We start from the raw sequence: 18,147 nt of genomic DNA, 5'->3' as shown, positions 1-18,147 counted from the left end.
TAGACTCTAGCCAGTACCGACTCGGGACAGCGATGACCCGGGACAGCGATGACGCTGGAAAGGGAGTGGCCGGTGAAGTTAGGCATAGTGCGGGAACGCCGCGACGGCGAGCGGCGGGTGGCCGCGACGCCTGAGACCGTGCAGCAACTGATCGGCCTCGGCCTCGAGGTCTTGGTGGAATCCCGGGCCGGAACCGCGGCAGGCCACAGTGACGACTCGTACGTCCGGGCGGGCGCGCGGATCGTCCCCGAGCTGGATCCGGGATCACTCGATGTCCTCGCCCACGTGCGGCCGCTGGAACCGGCGACGGCGGCGGCTTTGCGCCGCGGGGCCGTCACCGCGGGCCTGGCGTCGCCGTCGTCCGAACTGCCCACCGTGCGGGCGTTGGCCGCCGCTGGGGTGACATCCTTCGCGCTGGAACTGGTGCCGCGGATCTCCCGGGCACAGTCGATGGACGCCCTGTCCTCGCAGGCCCTCGTGGCGGGTTACCGCTGTGTGCTGGAAGCGGCCATGCGCCTGCCCCGGTTCTTCCCGCTGTTCATGACGGCCGCCGGGACCATCCCGCCGGCCCGCGTGCTGGTCCTCGGCGTCGGCGTGGCAGGCCTTCAGGCCATCGGCACGGCAAAACGGCTGGGCGCCCGGGTTTCCGCGAACGACATCCGGCCGGCCTCGGCGGACGAAGTCACCTCGATGGGAGGAACCTTCATCAAGCTCGACCTGGAGACGGCCGAAGCCTCTGGCGGTTACGCGCGGGAGCTCAGCGCGGACCGCGGTGCCCTGCAGCGCCGGCTCCTGGCGCCGCACGTGGCCCAGGCCGACGTCCTGATCACGACGGCGGCCGTCCCCGGGCGGCGCGCCCCGCTGCTCGTCAGCCGTGAGATGGTGCAGGGCATGCGGCCCGGCTCGGTGGTGGTGGACCTGGCCGCGGAGTCCGGCGGCAACGTGGAGGGATCAGTTCCCGGCCAGGACATCCTGGTGGATACCGCCGACGGCCAGGGCACCGTCACCCTGGTGGGGATGAAGGACGCGGCCTCAGCCATGCCCGCGGACGCCTCCCGGCTCTACGCCAAGAACGTGGCCAACCTGCTCGCCCTTATGGTCCGGGACGGAACCCTGGCCCTGGATTTCAGCGACGAAGTAGTGGCCGGCACGTGCCTGACGCACGACGGCGAGGTGCGCCACGCACCGACGGCGGAGGCCCTCGCGCAGTCCGATGAACCCGGGAACCGCGAGTCCGAAAACGAGGGGGTGGTCTGATGGATGGCATCAGCCTGCTCACAATTACCGTGCTGGCGGTTTTTGTGGGCTTCGAAGTGGTCTCGAAAGTGTCCAGCACCCTGCACACACCGCTCATGTCCGGCGCCAACGCCATCCACGGCATCATCCTGGTGGGTGCCATCATCGTGGCCGGCCAGGCTGCGGACCCGTGGGTCCTCGCCGTGGCGCTGCTCGCCGTCGTGCTGGCCACCGCGAACCTGGTGGGCGGATTCGTGGTGACTGACCGCATGCTGGAGATGTTCCGCGGCCGCAGGGACCGGGAGGGTCCGCGATGAGCTTCCTTGATCCGACCTGGACGGGGCTGCTCTACCTCGTGGCCGCCGCGCTCTTCATCCTTGCCCTGATGGGCCTCAACTCACCGCGCACCGCACGACGCGGCAACCTTGTTGGCGCCGCCGGCGCCGTGCTTGGCGTCGTCACGGTGTTCCTGTCGGCGCGGCTGGATAACATTCCCTGGATCCTGGGCGCGATCGCCGTGGGTACGGCCGTGGCCGCCCCCGTGGCCCGACGGGTCAAAATGACCCAGATGCCGCAGCTCGTGGCGGCCTTCAACGGCGTGGGCGGCGGTGCCGCCGCACTGGTAGCGCTGCTTGAACTGGCGCACACGGGGGACGCCTGGGTCCGCCTGGCCATTGCGTTCACGTTGCTCGTGGGCGCGGTGTCGTTCGCCGGCTCCGCCATCACGTTCGCAAAGCTGCAGGAGCTCATGACCACCCGTCCGGTGGTTTTCCGCGGGCTGCCCGTGATCATGGCGGCGGTGCTGCTGGCCGCGGTGGGTGCCGCGGTCGGCGTCGTGCTGGCCGGTTCGCTGCCGCTGGCCCTGGCGCTGCTTGTGCTGGGCCTCGCCGCCGGCGTTCTCCTGGTGCTTCCAGTGGGCGGCGCGGACGTGCCGATCGTCATTTCGCTGCTGAACGCCTTTACCGGCCTGGCGGTTGCGGCGTCAGGCCTGGTGCTGGGCAACGTGCTGCTGCTGGTGGCCGGCACCCTGGTGGGCGCCTCCGGTACCATCCTGACCCGTGCCATGGCTGCCGCCATGGGCCGCAGCGTGGCGGGAATCCTGTTCGGCGCCTTCAGGGGAGGTTCGACGGCGGGCTCCACCGCGGTCAGTGAGCGGCCGGTACGCTCTTCCAGCGCGGAGGACGTCGCCGTGCTGCTGGGCTACGCGCAGCGCGTGATCATCGTTCCCGGCTATGGCCTGGCCGTGGCACAGGGCCAGCACACCGCCGCGGAACTGGCCAAGGCCCTGCAGCTCCGCGGCATCCAGGTGGACTTCGCCATCCACCCCGTGGCCGGCCGCATGCCCGGGCACATGAACGTGCTCCTGGCGGAGGCCAACGTGCCGTACGAGGAACTCAAGGAGATGACCGAGATCAACTCGGAATTCAAGACCGCCGACGTCGCACTCGTGGTGGGCGCCAACGACGTGGTCAATCCCGCCGCGAAGACGTCCTCGGGGTCGCCCATCTTCGGGATGCCCATCCTGGAAGTGGCCGACGCCCGGCAGGTCGTGTTCCTGAAGCGCTCCATGCGGCCGGGCTTCGCAGGCATCGAGAACGAGCTCCTCTACGAGCCGCAGACCACGCTGCTGTTCGGCGACGCCAAGGACTCGCTGACGAAGGTGCTCGGCGCGGTCAAGGCCCTGTAGGCGGGAGGCCCAGCCGGGCCGTTCCCTTGCGGGGGTGGTGCGAAGCGGACCGCCGGGCAAGAATGGGCGGTATGCAACTGCCGGTGATGCCCCCGATCGCGCCGATGCTCGCCAAAGCCGTCAGCGCCCTGCCCGACCCGCCGGACTCCGGCCCGAAGTGGAGCTTTGAACCCAAGTGGGACGGCTTCCGGTCCATCATCTTCCGGGACGGCGACGAGGTGGAGATCGGCAGCCGCAACGGCAAGCCCATGACCCGCTACTTCCCCGAGCTCGTGGAGTCCCTGAAGGCAAACCTGCCGCCGCGCTGCGTGCTGGACGGCGAGATTGTCCTGGTGGGCGGTTCCGGTGACCGGCTGGACTTCGATGCGCTCCAGCAGCGGATCCACCCCGCGGCCAGCCGCGTGAAGCTGCTGGCGGCGCAGACACCGGCAAGCTTCGTGGCGTTCGACCTGCTGGCCCTCGAAGACGAGGACCTCACCGGGCGGCCGTTCTCCGAGCGGCGGAGCATGCTGGAAGGGGCCCTGGCCGGCAGCGCGGCGCCGATTCATCTGACCGCCACCACACGGGACAACGGCACGGCCGAGAAGTGGTTCCGACAGTTCGAGGGAGCGGGCCTCGACGGGATCGTGGCCAAATCCCTGGACGGCGCGTACCAGCCGGACAAACGCGTGATGCTCAAGTTCAAGCATGAACGCACGGCGGACTGCGTCCTGGCCGGCTACCGCGTGCACACCAGCGGACCGGACCGGATCGGGTCCCTGCTGCTGGGGCTTTACGACGGCGACGGCGGGCTGGCCAGTGTGGGGGTGGTGGGTGCCTTCCCGATGCAGCGCCGCAAGGAACTGTTTGAAGAACTCCAGCCGCTGGTGACGGACTTCGACAACCACCCCTGGGCCTGGGCCAAGCAGGAGGAAGGCAAACGGACGCCGCGGAATGCCGAGGGCAGCCGCTGGAGCGCGGGCAAGGACCTGTCCTTCACGCCGCTCCGCCCCGAGCGCGTGCTGGAAGTGAAGTACGACCACATGGAAGGCGAACGGTTCCGCCACACCGCCCAGTTTGTCCGCTGGCGGCCGGACCGGGACCCGGAATCCTGCACCTACGGGCAGCTGGAAGAGCCGGTCAGCTTCGACCTCGCCGAAGTGCTGGCCACAGGAAAATCTGCAACCTGACCCGCGCACTTAAACCCGGGCGGCCCGCCCCCAAGAGGGGACGGGCCGCCGTCGTACTTTTACCGGGCAGCGGTTACTTCAGGCCGAGCTCCCGGGTGGGTGTCTTGAAGGATTCCTTGGCCGTGAGGGCCGACACTGCGGCGACTCCGCAGATAACAGCCGTGAAAATGCTGATCTGGACCCAGCCGCCGGGCTTGATGCCGCCCATTGCCGCCACGATCGCCGGGGCGAAGCCGGCCATCAGGAAGCCCAGCTGGGTGCCGATCGCCAGGCCGGAGAACCGGACCTTGGTGCTGAACATCTCGGCGTAGAAGGACGGCCAGACGGCGTTGGAGGCGGCGTAACCGAAGGAGAAGAACCCGATGGCCGCGAGGAACATCAGCGGAACACTGCCGGATTCGAGGCTCAGCAGGAACACCGGGGTCAGGACCGCGCTGGCCACTGCACCGTAGATGAAGACAGGTTTGCGGCCGATCCTGTCTGACAGCATGCCGAACAGGGGCTGGGTGCCGAGGGCCACGAAGTTGGCGCCGACCACCAGCCACAGGGTGGTGGTGCCGTCCACCCCTGCGACGGTCTTGGCGTAGCTGATGGCGAGGGTTCCGAACACAGTGGACACGGCGGCGATGAAGGCGCAGGCGACCACGCGGAGGACGTCGCGCCAGTGGTGCTTCAGCAGATCGGCCACCGGCAGCTTGGAGATCGCAGCGGACTTCTGGGCTTCGGCGAATGCCGGCGGCTCGTGCAGCGTGCGGCGGATGAAGAACGCCACCAGGACAACCACGGCGCTGAGCCAGAACGGGATGCGCCAGCCGATGCCGTACTTGACCTCGTCAGGGAGGGCGAGCACGGGGATAAAGACGAGGGCCGCGAGGATCTGGCCGCCCTGGGTGCCGGTGAGGGTCCAGGAGGTGAAGAAGGAGCGCCGGTTGTCCGGGGCGTGTTCCAGGGTCATGGAGGAGGCGCCGGCCTGCTCGCCCGCTGCGGAGAGGCCCTGGCAGAGGCGTGCCAGCACCAGCAGGGCGGGAGCCCACCAGCCCACCGTATTGAAGTCGGGGAGGCAGCCGATGACGAAGGTTGACGCGCCCATCAGTACCAGGGTGAACATGAGGACCTTCTGCCGGCCCACGCGGTCGCCGAAGTGGCCGAGGATGACGGCGCCGACCGGGCGTGCCACATAGGCGAAACCGAACGTGGCGAAGGACATGATGGCGGCGTTGGCATCAGCGTTGGGGAAAAACACGTGCGGGAAGATCAGCGCGGCGGCGGAACCGAAGATGAAGAAGTCGTAGTACTCGACGGCGCTTCCCAGGAAGCTGGCGAGGGCCGCCTTCTTCGGGGTCCCGGCCGGTGCAACGGTGCCCGGCGTCGTGGACGGGAGTGTCTGGCTCATGGTGTTCCTTTGTGTGACGACATTGTCGCGGATGGATCAGGATGTTCGCAGCTGCCGCCCTTCATTTCTGGAGACCCAGCCGGAGGCCCAATGGAGGCTCAGCTGGCGGCGGCTGGAGGTCCTTGTGAAGACCCTGGGAGAAGTAGCCACATGGTGGGAGCTACTTTTGCGATACAGCAATGATGGCTGTGAGGACTATCACCTGTCAAGAAAAATAATCACCATCTAGAAATAGCTCTCACGATGTGGCAATATCGGGTTATGAGTGTGAATCAAGACACAGAACCGGCCGCGGCAGAAGATGCAGTAGCGGCAGCGAAGGCAACGAAGGCGCCCAAGGCTTCCAAGGAGGACTCCCGGACGGACATGGTGGGCAAGGCCCTGGGCCTGCTCGTGCTGCTGGGCGATGAGCCCCGGGGCGCCAGTGCGGCAGAGCTGTCACGCCGCGCGGAACTGCCGTTCAGCACCACATACCGTTTGCTGGGCTCGCTCACGCGGGACGGTTTTGTGGACTATGAACCCGACGGCCGCCGCTACCACCTGGGCCTCCGCGTCTTCCAGCTCGGCCAGCGCGTATCCAACCACCACGGCTTTGCCGGCACCGCCCTGCCCATCCTCCGGCGCGTCACCGAGAAGACCGGGGAGGCCACCATCCTCTCCGTGCGCGACGGGCACCACCACCTCACCGTCAACAAGGTGGACGGCCCCCAGACGTTCCGCGTCACCAGCGATCCGGGGCACCTCGGCGCCCTCCACACCACGTCCGTGGGCAAGGCGCTCGTGGCCTTTGCCGAGGACGCCGAACGCCAGCGCCTCGTGGAGGAGCTGGAGCTGGAGCCGCTCACGGAATTCTCGATCACAGACCGGGAGGCCTTCCGGGCCGAGATCGAGCATGTCCGCCGCCGGGGCTATGCCGTCATGGATGAGGAAAACGAGCTGGGCATGCGCGCCGTCGCTGTGCCTGTCTTCAATGCCCAGGGCTTCGCGTTTGCATCCCTGGCCACGGCGGTTCCGGTCTTCCGGCTCACCCTGGAGAACCTGGTGGCGCTCGTCCCGGCACTCCAGGAGGCCGCCGCCGAACTGTCCGCCAGGCTGCCGCAACGATGAGCCGCGCTGCCTCGGCTACTTCCCGTCGCCGTCATTATTTGTTCGCAATAAGAACATCAGTGCAAGATGTGAACATTTCCTGTACTGTAAGCCATATCACCCGGCACGCGGCCGCCGGCGCCCAGGGCGCCCCGGCAAGCCGGATGCCGTTGTCAAAGGAGCTATACGGATGAGCAATCGAGCAGAGTCCTTTCTGGTGGGCCTCGTAGGTGATGGCGTCATGCCGTCGCTCACGCCCCACATGCACGAGCGCGAAGGCGACGTGCAGGGCCTGCGGTACCTCTACCGCCCCATCGACCTCCTGGAACTGGGCCTGCCCGGCGCCTCCGTGGGAGAGCTCCTGCAGAGCGCGCACCGCCTCGGCTTCAACGGGCTGAACATCACGCACCCGTGCAAGCAGCTGGTCCTGGACCACCTCGATGAAATCTCACCGGACGCCCGCCGCCTCGGAGCCGTCAACACCGTCACCATCCGGGACGGCCGCTTCATCGGCCACAACACCGACTTCTCCGGTTTCGCGGCCGCCCTCGCCTCCGGCCTTCCCGGCGCAAAGCTTGACCGTGTGGTCCAGCTGGGTGCCGGCGGCGCCGGCTCCGCCGTCGCCTACGCCCTGCTCACCGCGGGCGTCCGCCACCTGGACCTCGTGGACACGGACGCTGCCCGCTGCGCCGCGCGCGCCGCCGAACTGGCCGGGTTCTTCCCGGACAGCACCGTCACGGCCCGGACGACGGCGGAGCTGCCGCAGCTGATGCCCCTCGCCAACGGCCTGGTGCACTGCACCCCCGTGGGCATGGCCGCGCACCCCGGCGTCCCGCTGGACCTGTCCCTGCTCGAATCCCGGCACTGGGTGGCGGACATTGTCTACCGCCCGATCGAAACCGAGCTGGTCCGCGAAGCCCGCACCAGGGGCTGCGAGGTGCTGGACGGCGGCCGCATGGCCGTGGGCCAGGCGGCGGACGCCTTCAGGATCTTCACCGGCCTGGAAGCCGACGCGGACCGCATGCGCTCCCACTTCCTGGAACTCGTGGCCGCGGAAGAGGTGGCCGCCTGATGCGTACCGGGATCGCCACCGTGTGCCTGTCCGGGACGCTGAAGGAAAAAATGCAGGCGTGCGCCATCGCCGGCTTCGACGGCATTGAAATTTTCGAGCAGGACCTTGTGACGTCGTCCCTGAGCCCGGAGGACGTCCGGAAAATGGCCGCGGACCTGGGCCTGACCCTGGACCTCTACCAGCCGTTCCGCGACTTCGACAGCGTTCCCGAGGACCTCCTCGCCGCCAATCTCCGCCGGGCCGAGGCCAAGTTCAAGCTGATGTCCCGCCTGGGCATGGACACCATCCTGGTCTGCTCCAACGTGGGTACCGCCACCGTTGACGACGACTCCCTGCGCGCTGAGCAGCTGTCCCGGCTGGCCGGTCTCGCCGGTGACCACGGCGTCAAGGTGGCCTACGAGGCACTGGCCTGGGGCAAGTACGTCAACGACTACGAGCACGCCCACCGTTTGGTGGAAACCGTGGACCACCCGAACCTCGGCACCTGCCTCGACTCCTTCCACATCCTGTCCCGCGACTGGGACACCGCGCCCATCGAGGCCTTCAATACGGACAAGATCTTCTTCGTCCAGGTGGCTGACGCCCCCAAGCTCTCCATGGATGTCCTGTCCTGGAGCCGGCACTACCGGGTCTTCCCGGGCGAGGGCCAGTTCGAGCTCGCCAAATTCATGGGCCACGTGGTCCGCGCCGGATACGCCGGGCCGGTCTCGCTGGAGGTCTTCAATGACGTCTTCCGCCAATCCGACGTCGAACGCACCGCCGTGGACGCCATGCGGTCCCTGATCTGGCTCGAGGAACAGAGCGCCAAATGGCTGGACGCCAACGCCCCTGCGGGTGGCGTGGGCGCTGTTGTTAGTGGGCCTGCGGCCGCCGCCCGCCGTCGTTATCCGATGGAACTGGCCACCCTCCCGCAGGTTGCCGAACCGGCAGGCTTCAACTTCGCCGAGGTAAAAGCCGCGGACACCGCAGGCCTGGAGAAGCTGCTGGGCCAGCTGGGATTCGAATTCAACGGCAGACACCGCACCAAGGACGTGCAACTGTGGACCATGGGCCACGCACGCGTGATCATCAACGAGCAGGATCCCGACGCGCCTCATGCGGAAGGCGACGCGGCAGCACTTGCCGGGATTCCTGCCGGTTCCGCGCCAGCCATCGCCGCGCTCGGCTTCGACGTCGACTCGCCGGTGATTGCCGCAGCCCGCGCCCAGCAGCTCAAGGCACCCGCCGTGCCGCGCAAGAGCCAGGCCAATGAGGAAGTGTTCCAGGGCTTCGCCGCACCGGATTCCACCGAGATCTTCCTCTGCCAGGGCAGCCCGGACGGCACCGCCGCCTGGACCCACGAGTTCGGCGCAGGGCTCGAAGTCCCTGCCGGCGCCCGCAGTGCCGTGATTGACCACGTGAACCTCGCGCAGCCGTGGCAGCACTTTGACGAAGCCGTGCTGTTCTACACCAGCGCCCTGGCCCTGGAGCCGCAGCCGTTCGCGGAGGTGCCCAGCCCCAGCGGCCTGGTCCGCTCCCAGGTGATGCTTACCGCCGACCGCGCCGTGCGCCTGGTGCTGAACCTGGCTCCCGTCATCCAGCAGGACGGCGCGGACACCGGCACCGCCCACCGGAAGACGTACCAGGAGCACATCGCCTTCGCCGTGGACGACCTCGTGGCCACCGCCCGCGAGGCCCGCGACCGCGGCCTGGACTTCCTGCAGATCCCCGCGAACTACTACGAGGACCTGGATGCCCGCTTCGACCTGGACCCTGCGTTCCTGGCCACCCTGCGGGAACTGAACCTCCTGTACGACCGCGACGCCGACGGCGAATTCCTGCACTTCTACACCGCCACCGTTGGCAGCGTGTTCTTCGAAATGGTGGAACGCCGCGGCGGTTACGACGGCTACGGCGCCCCCAACGCCCCGGTCCGGCACGCCGTCCAGTACGACCACCTGCACCAGCTGAAACGCACCACCTGAACCTAAGTCCAACCATCAACACCATCAACCGAAAGGAGGCTGCCGTGCCTGAAGAAATCAACCTTGAAACATTCAATGCCGATCCGATCACCGAAGACGTGTCGGACGTGGCACCCCAGGCCGCACCCGGGACCGCACCGCAGGCCGCACCCGGGACCGCACCGCAGGCCGCACCGCAGGCTGCGCCTCAAACCCAGCCGAAGAACGCCGTGGAAACCCAGCAGGACCTCAGCGCGGAGATCAAGGCAATCGGGGACGCGTACGCCGCAGCCCTGAAAACCGGGAAGGCTCCGGAAATCCAGCCGCGGCTGGACTACGCGCCGTACCGCAGCAGCATCCTCCGCCACCCCACCAAGAGCCTGCACCACGCCGATCCGGAAACCATCGAGCTGTACTCGCCTGCCTTTGGGCACCAGGACGTGCACACACTGGAATCGGACCTGACCATCCAGCACAACGGTGAGCCCCAGGGCGAACGCATCATCGTCGCCGGCCGCGTGCTCGACGGTGACGGCCGGCCCGTCGCCGGCCAGCTGGTGGAGATCTGGCAGGCCAACTCCTCCGGCCGCTACATCCACAAGCGGGACCAGCACCCGGCACCGCTCGACCCCAACTTCACGGGCGTGGGCCGCTGCATCACCGCGGCCGACGGCTCCTACAGCTTCACCACCATCAAGCCCGGCGCCTACCCGTGGAAGAACCACCTCAACGCGTGGCGCCCGGCGCACATCCACTTCTCCCTGTTCGGGCAGGAATTCACCCAGCGCATCGTCACCCAGATGTACTTCCCGGGTGACCAGCTGTTCCCGCTCGACCCCATCTACCAGTCCATCGTGGACCACGATGCCCGGGACCGCCTGGTGGCGAGCTACGACCACGATCTCACCCAGCCCGAATGGGCGCTGGGCTACAAGTGGGACATTGTCCTGACGGGCTCCAAACGGACCTGGACCGAAAACGAAGCATTCGGCGCAGAAGGAGACGAGGAATAACGTGAGCTCAACCACCAAGCTGACCCCCACACCCGGCCAGACCGTAGGCCCCTTCTACGGCTACGCCCTGCCGTACGAGAAGGACCGCGAACTGCTGGCCGCGGGATCGCCCGGCTCCATCCGCCTGCAGGGCACCGTGTACGACGGCGCCGGCCACCCCATCCCGGACGCGATCCTGGAGATCTGGCAGCCGGATTCCGAAGGCAACATCGTGCACCGGACCGGCTCGCTGGTCCGCGACGGCTACACGTTCACCGGCTTCGGCCGGAGCGCCGTGGGCAACAGCGGCGTGTACACCTTCACCACGGTGAACCCCGGCCCCACCAAGCCCGGCGCGGCGGCGTTCATCTCCGTGGCCGTGTTTGCCCGCGGCCTGATGAACCGCCTCTTCACCCGCGTCTACCTGCCCGAAAACGCCGAAGCGCTGGCGGCCGACCCGCTGCTGTCCTCCCTGGATCCGGAACGCCGCTCCACGCTGATCGCCCGCCGTGATGCTGACGGCGGACTCACCTGGGACATCCGGCTGCAGGGCGAGGGCGAAACCGTGTTCCTCGACTTCGAGGGAGCATCTGTCGAGGGAGCGGCTGCCGGGGGCGCCGCACAGTGAACACCTCCGGAGCAGCCAGCGCGGACAGCTCAGCCAGCGCCATAAACGAATATGCCGTGAGCGGCATGGACGGCGACGTCGGGCTCCTGAGCCCGGTATCGGCGTCGCCCGCCGTGGCAGCGCTGACAGGGGACCGGGCGGTGCTCGCGGCAATCCTCGCCGTCGAGTCCGGCTGGGCTTCGGTGCTGGAGAAGGCCGGCCTCGCGCCGGCCGGCTCAGCCGCCGTCGTGGCTTCAGCCGCGGACGTCGACCGTTATGACGTGGCCGGCATTGCCGTCCGCGCGCAGGGCGGCGCGAACCCGGTCATCCCGCTGCTGGCTGACCTCCGGACCGAGGTCAATGCCCTGGACACGGAGCACGTGGGCGCTGTGCGCGCCGTGCACACCTCGCTGACCAGCCAGGACGTCCTGGACTCGGCCCTGATGCTGCTGGCCCGCGAAGCCGTTTCGGCACTCCTGGCAGATGTTCGGGGGATCACGACGGCGCTGGCTGCCTTGGCGGAACGGCATGCGGACACGCTCTGCGTGGGCAGGAGCCTGACGCAGCATTCCCTGCCGTTCACCTTCGGCCTGAAGGCGGCGCAGTGGTTCCACGGGCTCGCTGCCGCCGCACGCCGCCTTGAAGCCGTCGAGCTGCCGCTGCAGACCGGCGGCGCCGCGGGAACACTCGCCGCCGGAACCGTCCTGACCAGGGATTCCGTGGACACGCCCTTCGACCTCTCGGGCAACCTGGCGGCGCACCTGGGCCTGGCGGCCACCCCGGGACCGTGGCACACCAACCGGCTTGCCGTCACGTCGCTGGGCGACGCCCTGACCGGTGTGACGGACGCGCTGGGCAAGATCGCTTCCGATGTGCTTTTCCTCAGCCGCCCGGAGGTGGCTGAGCTCGCCGAACCGCGGGCCGCCGGGCGCGGAGTTTCCTCGGCAATGCCGCAGAAGCAAAACCCCGTCCTGTCGGTCCTGGTCCGCAGTGCGGCACTCCAGGGCCCCTACCTGGCCGCGCAGCTGCATCTGGCGGCGGCCACCTTCAACGACGAACGGCCCGACGGCGCGTGGCACAGCGAATGGCCCGCCTTCAGGCAGCTGCTCCGCCTGGCACTCGGCTCCGCCGGCCAGCTCAGGGAGCTCGCCGAAGGCCTGCGGGTCTTCCCGGATGCCATGCGCCGCAACCTGGACCTGTCCGGGCCGCTGCTGCTCAGCGAAGGAGTGTCCGCCGCCGTGGCGCCGCTGCTCGATGCGCTGCCGGCAGAGCAGAACGCTGGTGCCGCCGGCCGGACCGGCAAGCAGCAGCTCCAGTCCGTGGTGGACCGGACGCTCGAGGTTCCGGCCGCGGAGCAGTCCGAAACCTACCGCCGCCTGCTGCGCGAGGCTGTCCCGGCCAGTGCCCTTTCGGAAGAACGGCTGGACGAACTCCTGGACCCGGCCGGCTACCTGGGCCAGGCCGCCGAAATCTCCCGCCGCATCCTGGCCGCCTTCCCCGAGTTCGCCGGAAGCAGCGGCCCAACACCGGCGGATCCAACCGAAGATGCCCCCATCCAAACAGACCTGAACGGAGTTTCCCGTGGCTAGACCAACAGTCAAGGCTGTACTGCTCTCCCCCCAGCGCCCGCTGGGGGACAAGCCCCTGCTGGTGGTGGGGCCTTCACTGGGGACGTCCTCAGTGCTGTGGACACAGGCCGGCGCCCTGCTCGGGGACGACTTCGACGTCGTCGCCTGGGACCTGCCCGGCCACGGCGTCTCGCCGGCTGCCACGGAAACCTTCGACGTCGCCGAACTGGCTGACGCCGTCGTCGAACTGGTTGATTCGATCGCCCCGGGCGAGAGGTTCCACTACGCCGGAGTGTCCCTTGGCGGGGCCACCGGTCTGCAGCTGGGCATCAAGCACGGCGAACGCCTCAAGAGCCTCTCCGTGCAGTGCTCCGGTGCCAAGCTGGGCACTCCCGAAGGCTGGCTGGAGCGGGCCGAAACCGTCCGCAGCCAGGGCACCCCGGTGATGATCCAGGGTTCCGCGCAACGTTGGTTCGCGCCCGGATTCATGGAACGCGAGCCCGAGCTCAGCAGCCGGCTGCTGCACTCCCTGCGCGACGCCGACCGCTTCAGCTACGCATTCTGCTGCGAAGCCCTGGCCGGCTTCGACGTCCGCGAGGAGCTCGGCAGCATCCGCGTCCCCACCCAGGCCGTGGCAGGTGCGGAGGACGCTGTCGCGCCGCCGTCGTTCGCCGAAGAAGTGGCGAAGGGCATCACAGCCGGCGGCGGCACCGCAAGTGCCGTAACGCTGGAGGGGGTGGCGCACCTCGCTCCGGCCGAAGCGCCCGCGCACGTCGCCGAACTGCTCAAGGGCCTCATCGCCTGGAGCGAAACCCGCGGAGCAGCCAAATGACCGGCCCCGAAGCATCCGGCGCCGCACGCCCCGGCCTGGAAAGGCATGGCGCAGTCCAGCCGGACGCCACCAGCCAGGAGATTTACGACGGCGGGATGGTGGTCCGCCGCGAAGTGCTCGGCGCCGCGCATGTGGACCGCGCCAACGCCAACAAGGATTCCTTCACCGAGGACTTCCAGGACATGATCACCCGCATCGCCTGGGGCGGCATCTGGACCCGCCCGGGCCTGACGCGGCAGATGCGCTCGGCCGTCACCATCACGGCCATGGTGGCCCACGGGCACTGGGAAGAACTGGCGATGCACATCCGCGCCGCCATCACCAACGGCCTGAGCAGGGACGAAATCAAGGAAATCCTGCTGCAGACCGCCATTTACTGCGGAGTTCCCTCCGCCAACACCGCCTTCAAAACCGCGCAGCAGGTTTTCCGTGAAATGGACAAAGCAGCAATGGACAACACAGCGGTTGACGCAGCCACCCCGCCCAACTAGGTAGCAGCAGGTGTCGTTTTGAGCCGTCAAAACGACACTAACTGCTACCTAGTTGGGACTCTCACACAGAATTTAGAGGATTAGTTATGAACCAGGCTTTTGTGTACGACGCCGTTCGCACGCCTTTTGGGAAGTTCGGCTCCGGTTTGGCCGGCGTCCGTCCGGATGACCTCGCCGCGCACGTGATCGGTGAGATCGTCAATCGCGCCCCGAAGCTCGACGTCGAGCGGATCGACGAGGTCGTTTTCGGCAACGCCAACGGCGCCGGCGAGGAGAACCGCAACATCGCCCGGATGGGCACCCTGCTGGCTGGTTTGCCGGTCTCGATCCCGGGCACCACGGTCAACCGGCTCTGCGGGTCGTCCCTGGATGCGGCGATCATCGCCTCGCGCCAGGTCAACGCCGGGGACGCGGAGCTGATGCTGATCGGCGGCGCCGAGTCGATGTCCCGGGCCCCGTGGGTGCTGCCCAAGACCGAGAAGGCCTACCCGGCCGGGGACATGACCCTGGCCTCCACCACGCTGGGCTGGCGCCTGGTGAACAAGGCCATGCCGAAGGACTGGACCATCTCCCTGGGCGAGGCCACCGAACGGCTGGCCGGGAAGTACGGGGTGACCCGCGAGGCGCAGGACGAGTTCGCTGCGAACTCCCATAACCTGTCCGCAGCCGCGTGGGACGAGGGCTTCTACGACAACCTGGTGACCCCGGTGCCCGGCACGGACCTGGTCCGGGACGAGGGCATCCGCGCCGGGTCCTCGGCCGAGAAGCTCGCCGGACTCAAGACCGTGTTCCGCACCGAGAAAGGCACCGTCACCGCAGGCAACGCGTCCCCGCTGTCCGACGGCGCGTCCGCGGCCTGGATCGGCTCCGAGAACGCCGCCGGGCTGCTCGGCATGGAACCGCTGGCCCGGATCGCCGGGCGCGGCGCGCACGCCAACGACCCGCAGTTCTTCGGCTACGCCCCGGTGGAGGCCGCGAACAAGGCCCTCGCGAAGGCGGGCATCGGCTGGGACCAGGTGGGCGCCGTCGAACTTAACGAAGCGTTCGCCGCGCAGTCCCTGGCGTGCATCAACGCCTGGGGCATCGATGCCTCCATCGTGAACCGGCACGGCGGCGCGATCGCGATGGGCCACCCGCTGGGCGCCTCCGGCGGCCGGATCCTGGGCACCCTGGCCCGGTCCCTGCAGGCCTCCGGGCAGCGCTGGGGCGTCGCCGCGATCTGCATCGGCGTCGGCCAGGGCCTGGCCGTCGTCCTCGAAAACGTCACCGCCGGCGCTGCGGCATAAAAGAGAGAGCTGATCATGCTGAATTTCATTGACACCGTCGGCGAGGCAGTCGCCGGCATCAAGGACGGCTCCACCGTGATGATCGGTGGCTTCGGCAACGCCGGCCAGCCGTTCGAACTGATCGACGCGCTGATGGACTGCGGAGCCCGCGAGCTCACCGTGGTCAACAACAACGCCGGCCAGGGCGACCAGGGCCTGGCCCTGCTCATCAAGGAAGGCAGGGTGAAGAAGATGATCTGTTCCTTCCCGCGGCAGTCCGACTCCTGGCACTTCGACGCCAAGTACAAGGCCGGTGAGATCGAGCTGGAACTCGTTCCGCAGGGCAACCTCGCCGAGCGGATCCGTGCCGCCGGCGCCGGCATCGGCGGCTTCTTCACGCCCACCGGGTACGGCACCATGCTGGCCGAGGGCAAGGAGACCCGCATCATCGACGGCCGCGGCCAGGTGTTCGAGACCCCCATCCACGCCGACGTCGCCCTGATCAAGGCACTCAAGGCGGACGGCAAGGGCAACCTCGTGTACCGCAAGACGGCCCGGAACTTCGGCCCGATCATGGCCGCCGCGGCCAAGCACACCATCGCCCAGGTGTCCGAAATCGTCCCGGTCGGCGGGCTGGACCCGGAGGTCATCGTGACCCCTGGCATCTACGTGAACAGCATTGTCCGTATTGATTCCAGCGGAGCTGCCGCCGCCGGAACGACAGAACAGGTGGCCTGACATGAGCATCCAGACAGCATCCATCCAGACCAGCGAGACGCCCCTGGGCCGCGACGACCTGGCCCGGCTCGTGGCGAAGGACATCAAGCCCGGCTCGTTCGTGAACCTGGGCATCGGCCAGCCCACCCTGGTGTCCAACTACCTGGAGCCGGAGCAGGACATCACGCTGCACACCGAGAACGGCATGCTCGGCATGGGCCCGGAAGCCACCGGTGACCAGATCGACGGCGACCTCATCAACGCGGGCAAGATCCCCGTCACCGAACTCCCCGGGGCGTCCTACTTCCACCACGCCGACTCGTTCGCGATCATGCGCGGCGGGCACCTGGACATCTGCGTCCTCGGTGCGTTCCAGGTCTCCGCCACCGGTGACCTCGCCAACTGGCACACCGGCGCCCCGGACGCCATCCCTGCCGTGGGCGGTGCGATGGACCTGGCCACCGGCGCCAAGGACGTGTTTGTGATGATGACGCTCCTGACCCGCGACGGTGCCTCCAAGATCGTGCAGGCCTGCACGTACCCGCTCACCGGCGTGGGCTGCGTGACCCGCGTGTACACCGACAAGGCCGTGTTCCTCACGGGTCCGGACGGAGTCCAGGTGCGTGAGACCTTCGGCTGCACCCTCGAGGAGCTCCAGGCCCTGGTGCCGGTCCCCCTCACAGCAGCCCCCGCCGTCGAACGCTAACTCCAGTTCGCGCTTCAGGGGACCGGCGGGCTAATAGGATTGGTATCCATGACCGACGCAGCAGCAGAGACCGCGCCCAGGCCCTCCTCTGCGCCCCAGGCCAGCGACCAGTACGTCCAGTCCCTGGCGCGCGGCCTGGCCGTGATCCGCGCCTTCGACACCGACCACCCGGTGATGACCCTCACCGAGGTGGCTGCACGGACCGACCTGACCCGCGCCACCGCCCGCCGTTTCCTGCACACCCTCGTTGAGCTGGGCTACGTCCGCACCGACGGGAAGACCTTCGCCCTGACGGCACAGGTACTGCAGCTGGGCTACGCCTACCTGTCCGGCCTGTCCCTGCCGCAGCTGGCCCAGCCGCACCTGGAGGAACTATCGCTCCGGCTGGGGGAGTCGACGTCCGCCGCTGTCCTGGACGGCCGGGACATCGCGTACATTGCCCGAGTGACCACCCGCCGGATCATGAACGTGGGCATCACGGTGGGAACCCGTTTCCCGGCGTACGCCACGTCCATGGGCCGCGTGTTGCTCGCCGCGCTGCCGCCGGCCAAGCTCCAGGAGTACCTCGCGGAGGCCGAGATCAAGCCCCTCACGCCCCGGGCCATCGGCACCAGGAAGGACCTCGCGGCCGCGCTCGACACCGTCCGTGCACAGGGCTGGTGCCTGCTGGACCAGGAGCTCGAGCTGGGGCTGATGTCCATCGCGGCGCCGGTCTACCACGGCCCCACGAAGGTGGTGGCGGCCATCAACGTGTCGCTGCAGGCCCAGTCGGTGGCCGCCAAAGCGGACCCCACGGCCTACCTGGACATGGTGCGGACGGAAACGGTGGAGACGGCCCGGCTGATTTCCGCGGATCTCTCAGCCAAGCATTAGTGGGCCCCGGTTTACTCCTTCGGACCCGGCAAGTTGACGGGCTCCAGCGGCGGCCACCAGCTCGTGGGCGGGCCGATGACAAAGCGGCGCCCGCTCAGCTCGGTGGGAGTTATCCGGACCAGGATGTCCTTGTCGCCCTCTTCCCACGGCGACGGGGTCCGGGCCGGAACATCCTCGCCGGGCTGCACAGGCGCGGCCGCCCCCTTGACCACCACGCTCCAGGCGATGGTCCCGTACGTGTTCAGCCCGTCTGCTTCAAGAACCACAGGCTCCCCGGAGAGCACGGCCTCCAGCTTGGTACCCGGTCCTGTCCGGAAAATTACAGTACCTTCATCTGGCAGGTAGTTGACCGGAAAGATTTCAGGTTTGCCATGGCTGATGAGCGCCAGCCGTCCCACCGAAACGGAACGAAGGTGGCTCCAGCATTCATGGACGGTGAGGTCTTGTGTTTCCTGGCCCGGCTCAGACTTGTTCATGCTGCCGAGCCTAGGCGTACGGCACGCGCACTGG

General features: G+C 68.1%; 18 protein-coding genes. 16 read left to right on the top strand and 2 right to left on the bottom strand.

The window, feature by feature from the left end; translation table 11 throughout:
• Positions 1-72 precede the first annotated feature (72 nt).
• The 4 genes from AB0N24_RS07870 (at position 73) to AB0N24_RS07855 (ending at position 4,092) form a co-directional block, all read left to right on the top strand.
• Positions 73-1,257, top strand: a complete 1,185-nt coding sequence (locus AB0N24_RS07870) for a Re/Si-specific NAD(P)(+) transhydrogenase subunit alpha (RefSeq protein ID WP_364122627.1) — start codon at positions 73-75, stop codon at positions 1,255-1,257.
• Positions 1,257-1,553, top strand: a complete 297-nt coding sequence (locus tag AB0N24_RS07865) for an NAD(P) transhydrogenase subunit alpha (RefSeq protein WP_104175205.1) — start codon at positions 1,257-1,259, stop codon at positions 1,551-1,553. The genes AB0N24_RS07870 and AB0N24_RS07865 overlap by 1 nt, the downstream gene beginning before the upstream one ends.
• Positions 1,550-2,923 carry an NAD(P)(+) transhydrogenase (Re/Si-specific) subunit beta gene (locus tag AB0N24_RS07860; protein ID WP_364122624.1) on the top strand — a complete coding sequence of 458 codons (1,374 nt, stop codon included), beginning with the start codon at positions 1,550-1,552 and terminating at the stop codon, positions 2,921-2,923. Before AB0N24_RS07865 ends, AB0N24_RS07860 begins: the two co-directional genes overlap by 4 nt.
• Positions 2,924-2,994: 71 nt before the next feature.
• Entirely contained in the window at positions 2,995-4,092 is a 1,098-nt protein-coding gene (locus AB0N24_RS07855; RefSeq protein ID WP_364122622.1) for an ATP-dependent DNA ligase, read from the top strand.
• Between the two features lie 73 nt (positions 4,093-4,165).
• Here AB0N24_RS07855 and AB0N24_RS07850 read toward each other — a convergent pair whose 3' ends face one another.
• Positions 4,166-5,485, bottom strand: coding sequence for an MFS transporter (locus tag AB0N24_RS07850; protein WP_214955256.1), 1,320 nt, complete (start codon positions 5,483-5,485; stop codon positions 4,166-4,168).
• Positions 5,486-5,746: 261 nt separating this feature from the next.
• On the opposite strand from AB0N24_RS07850, the gene AB0N24_RS07845 reads away from it, so the two are divergent.
• From AB0N24_RS07845 to AB0N24_RS07790, 12 genes are all read left to right on the top strand, one after another.
• Entirely contained in the window at positions 5,747-6,592 is an 846-nt protein-coding gene (locus AB0N24_RS07845) for an IclR family transcriptional regulator (RefSeq protein WP_364122620.1), read from the top strand.
• Positions 6,593-6,761: 169 nt separating this feature from the next.
• Entirely contained in the window at positions 6,762-7,643 is an 882-nt protein-coding gene (locus AB0N24_RS07840; protein ID WP_364122618.1) for a shikimate dehydrogenase, read from the top strand.
• Entirely contained in the window at positions 7,643-9,607 is a 1,965-nt protein-coding gene (locus tag AB0N24_RS07835; protein WP_364122616.1) for a TIM barrel protein, read from the top strand. The genes AB0N24_RS07840 and AB0N24_RS07835 overlap by 1 nt, the downstream gene beginning before the upstream one ends.
• Positions 9,608-9,651: 44 nt before the next feature.
• A complete protein-coding gene (gene pcaH, locus AB0N24_RS07830; RefSeq protein ID WP_364122614.1) occupies positions 9,652-10,599 on the top strand; it encodes a protocatechuate 3,4-dioxygenase subunit beta in 948 nt (315 codons plus the stop codon).
• A 1-nt stretch (position 10,600) separates the two neighbouring features.
• Positions 10,601-11,206, top strand: coding sequence for a protocatechuate 3,4-dioxygenase subunit alpha (gene pcaG, locus AB0N24_RS07825; protein ID WP_364122612.1), 606 nt, complete (start codon positions 10,601-10,603; stop codon positions 11,204-11,206).
• Between the two features lie 65 nt (positions 11,207-11,271).
• On the top strand, positions 11,272-12,774 hold the full coding sequence (locus AB0N24_RS07820; RefSeq protein WP_364122859.1) for a lyase family protein: 1,503 nt from the start codon (positions 11,272-11,274) through the stop codon (positions 12,772-12,774).
• Entirely contained in the window at positions 12,767-13,585 is an 819-nt protein-coding gene (locus tag AB0N24_RS07815; RefSeq protein ID WP_364122610.1) for an alpha/beta fold hydrolase, read from the top strand. Before AB0N24_RS07820 ends, AB0N24_RS07815 begins: the two co-directional genes overlap by 8 nt.
• A complete protein-coding gene (gene pcaC, locus AB0N24_RS07810) occupies positions 13,582-14,076 on the top strand; it encodes a 4-carboxymuconolactone decarboxylase (protein ID WP_364122608.1) in 495 nt (164 codons plus the stop codon). Before AB0N24_RS07815 ends, pcaC begins: the two co-directional genes overlap by 4 nt.
• A gap of 86 nt (positions 14,077-14,162) precedes the next feature.
• Positions 14,163-15,362, top strand: a complete 1,200-nt coding sequence (locus AB0N24_RS07805; protein WP_364122606.1) for a thiolase family protein — start codon at positions 14,163-14,165, stop codon at positions 15,360-15,362.
• A gap of 15 nt (positions 15,363-15,377) precedes the next feature.
• Positions 15,378-16,079: a 3-oxoacid CoA-transferase subunit A gene (locus tag AB0N24_RS07800; RefSeq protein WP_364122604.1), complete on the top strand. Its 702-nt coding sequence runs from the start codon at positions 15,378-15,380 to the stop codon at positions 16,077-16,079.
• 1 nt (position 16,080) lies between these two features.
• Positions 16,081-16,764, top strand: a complete 684-nt coding sequence (locus AB0N24_RS07795) for a 3-oxoacid CoA-transferase subunit B (RefSeq protein ID WP_364122602.1) — start codon at positions 16,081-16,083, stop codon at positions 16,762-16,764.
• Positions 16,765-16,812: 48 nt separating this feature from the next.
• Positions 16,813-17,637 carry an IclR family transcriptional regulator C-terminal domain-containing protein gene (locus AB0N24_RS07790; protein WP_364122600.1) on the top strand — a complete coding sequence of 275 codons (825 nt, stop codon included), beginning with the start codon at positions 16,813-16,815 and terminating at the stop codon, positions 17,635-17,637.
• Positions 17,638-17,648: 11 nt separating this feature from the next.
• Here the strand turns inward: AB0N24_RS07790 and AB0N24_RS07785 are convergent, their stop codons facing one another.
• A complete protein-coding gene (locus AB0N24_RS07785) occupies positions 17,649-18,113 on the bottom strand; it encodes a pyridoxamine 5'-phosphate oxidase family protein (protein WP_364122598.1) in 465 nt (154 codons plus the stop codon).
• Between the last annotated feature and the right edge of the window lie 34 nt (positions 18,114-18,147).

It is taken from the genome of Arthrobacter sp. NPDC093128, from assembly GCF_040683875.1.
GTDB lineage: Bacteria > Actinomycetota > Actinomycetes > Actinomycetales > Micrococcaceae > Arthrobacter.
This window is presented reverse-complemented; position numbering and strand designations above follow the sequence as displayed.

Coding starts and splice junctions, on each gene's coding strand:
- AB0N24_RS07865 (WP_104175205.1), top strand. CDS start 1,257: ATGGATGGCATCAGCCTGCTCACAATTACCGTGCTGGCGGTTTTTGTG.
- AB0N24_RS07860 (WP_364122624.1), top strand. CDS start 1,550: ATGAGCTTCCTTGATCCGACCTGGACGGGGCTGCTCTACCTCGTGGCC.
- AB0N24_RS07855 (WP_364122622.1), top strand. CDS start 2,995: ATGCAACTGCCGGTGATGCCCCCGATCGCGCCGATGCTCGCCAAAGCC.
- AB0N24_RS07850 (WP_214955256.1), bottom strand. CDS start 5,485: ATGAGCCAGACACTCCCGTCCACGACGCCGGGCACCGTTGCACCGGCC.
- AB0N24_RS07845 (WP_364122620.1), top strand. CDS start 5,747: ATGAGTGTGAATCAAGACACAGAACCGGCCGCGGCAGAAGATGCAGTA.
- AB0N24_RS07840 (WP_364122618.1), top strand. CDS start 6,762: ATGAGCAATCGAGCAGAGTCCTTTCTGGTGGGCCTCGTAGGTGATGGC.
- AB0N24_RS07835 (WP_364122616.1), top strand. CDS start 7,643: ATGCGTACCGGGATCGCCACCGTGTGCCTGTCCGGGACGCTGAAGGAA.
- AB0N24_RS07820 (WP_364122859.1), top strand. CDS start 11,272: ATGGACGGCGACGTCGGGCTCCTGAGCCCGGTATCGGCGTCGCCCGCC.
- pcaC (WP_364122608.1), top strand. CDS start 13,582: ATGACCGGCCCCGAAGCATCCGGCGCCGCACGCCCCGGCCTGGAAAGG.
- AB0N24_RS07805 (WP_364122606.1), top strand. CDS start 14,163: ATGAACCAGGCTTTTGTGTACGACGCCGTTCGCACGCCTTTTGGGAAG.
- AB0N24_RS07800 (WP_364122604.1), top strand. CDS start 15,378: ATGCTGAATTTCATTGACACCGTCGGCGAGGCAGTCGCCGGCATCAAG.
- AB0N24_RS07795 (WP_364122602.1), top strand. CDS start 16,081: ATGAGCATCCAGACAGCATCCATCCAGACCAGCGAGACGCCCCTGGGC.
- AB0N24_RS07790 (WP_364122600.1), top strand. CDS start 16,813: ATGACCGACGCAGCAGCAGAGACCGCGCCCAGGCCCTCCTCTGCGCCC.
- AB0N24_RS07785 (WP_364122598.1), bottom strand. CDS start 18,113: ATGAACAAGTCTGAGCCGGGCCAGGAAACACAAGACCTCACCGTCCAT.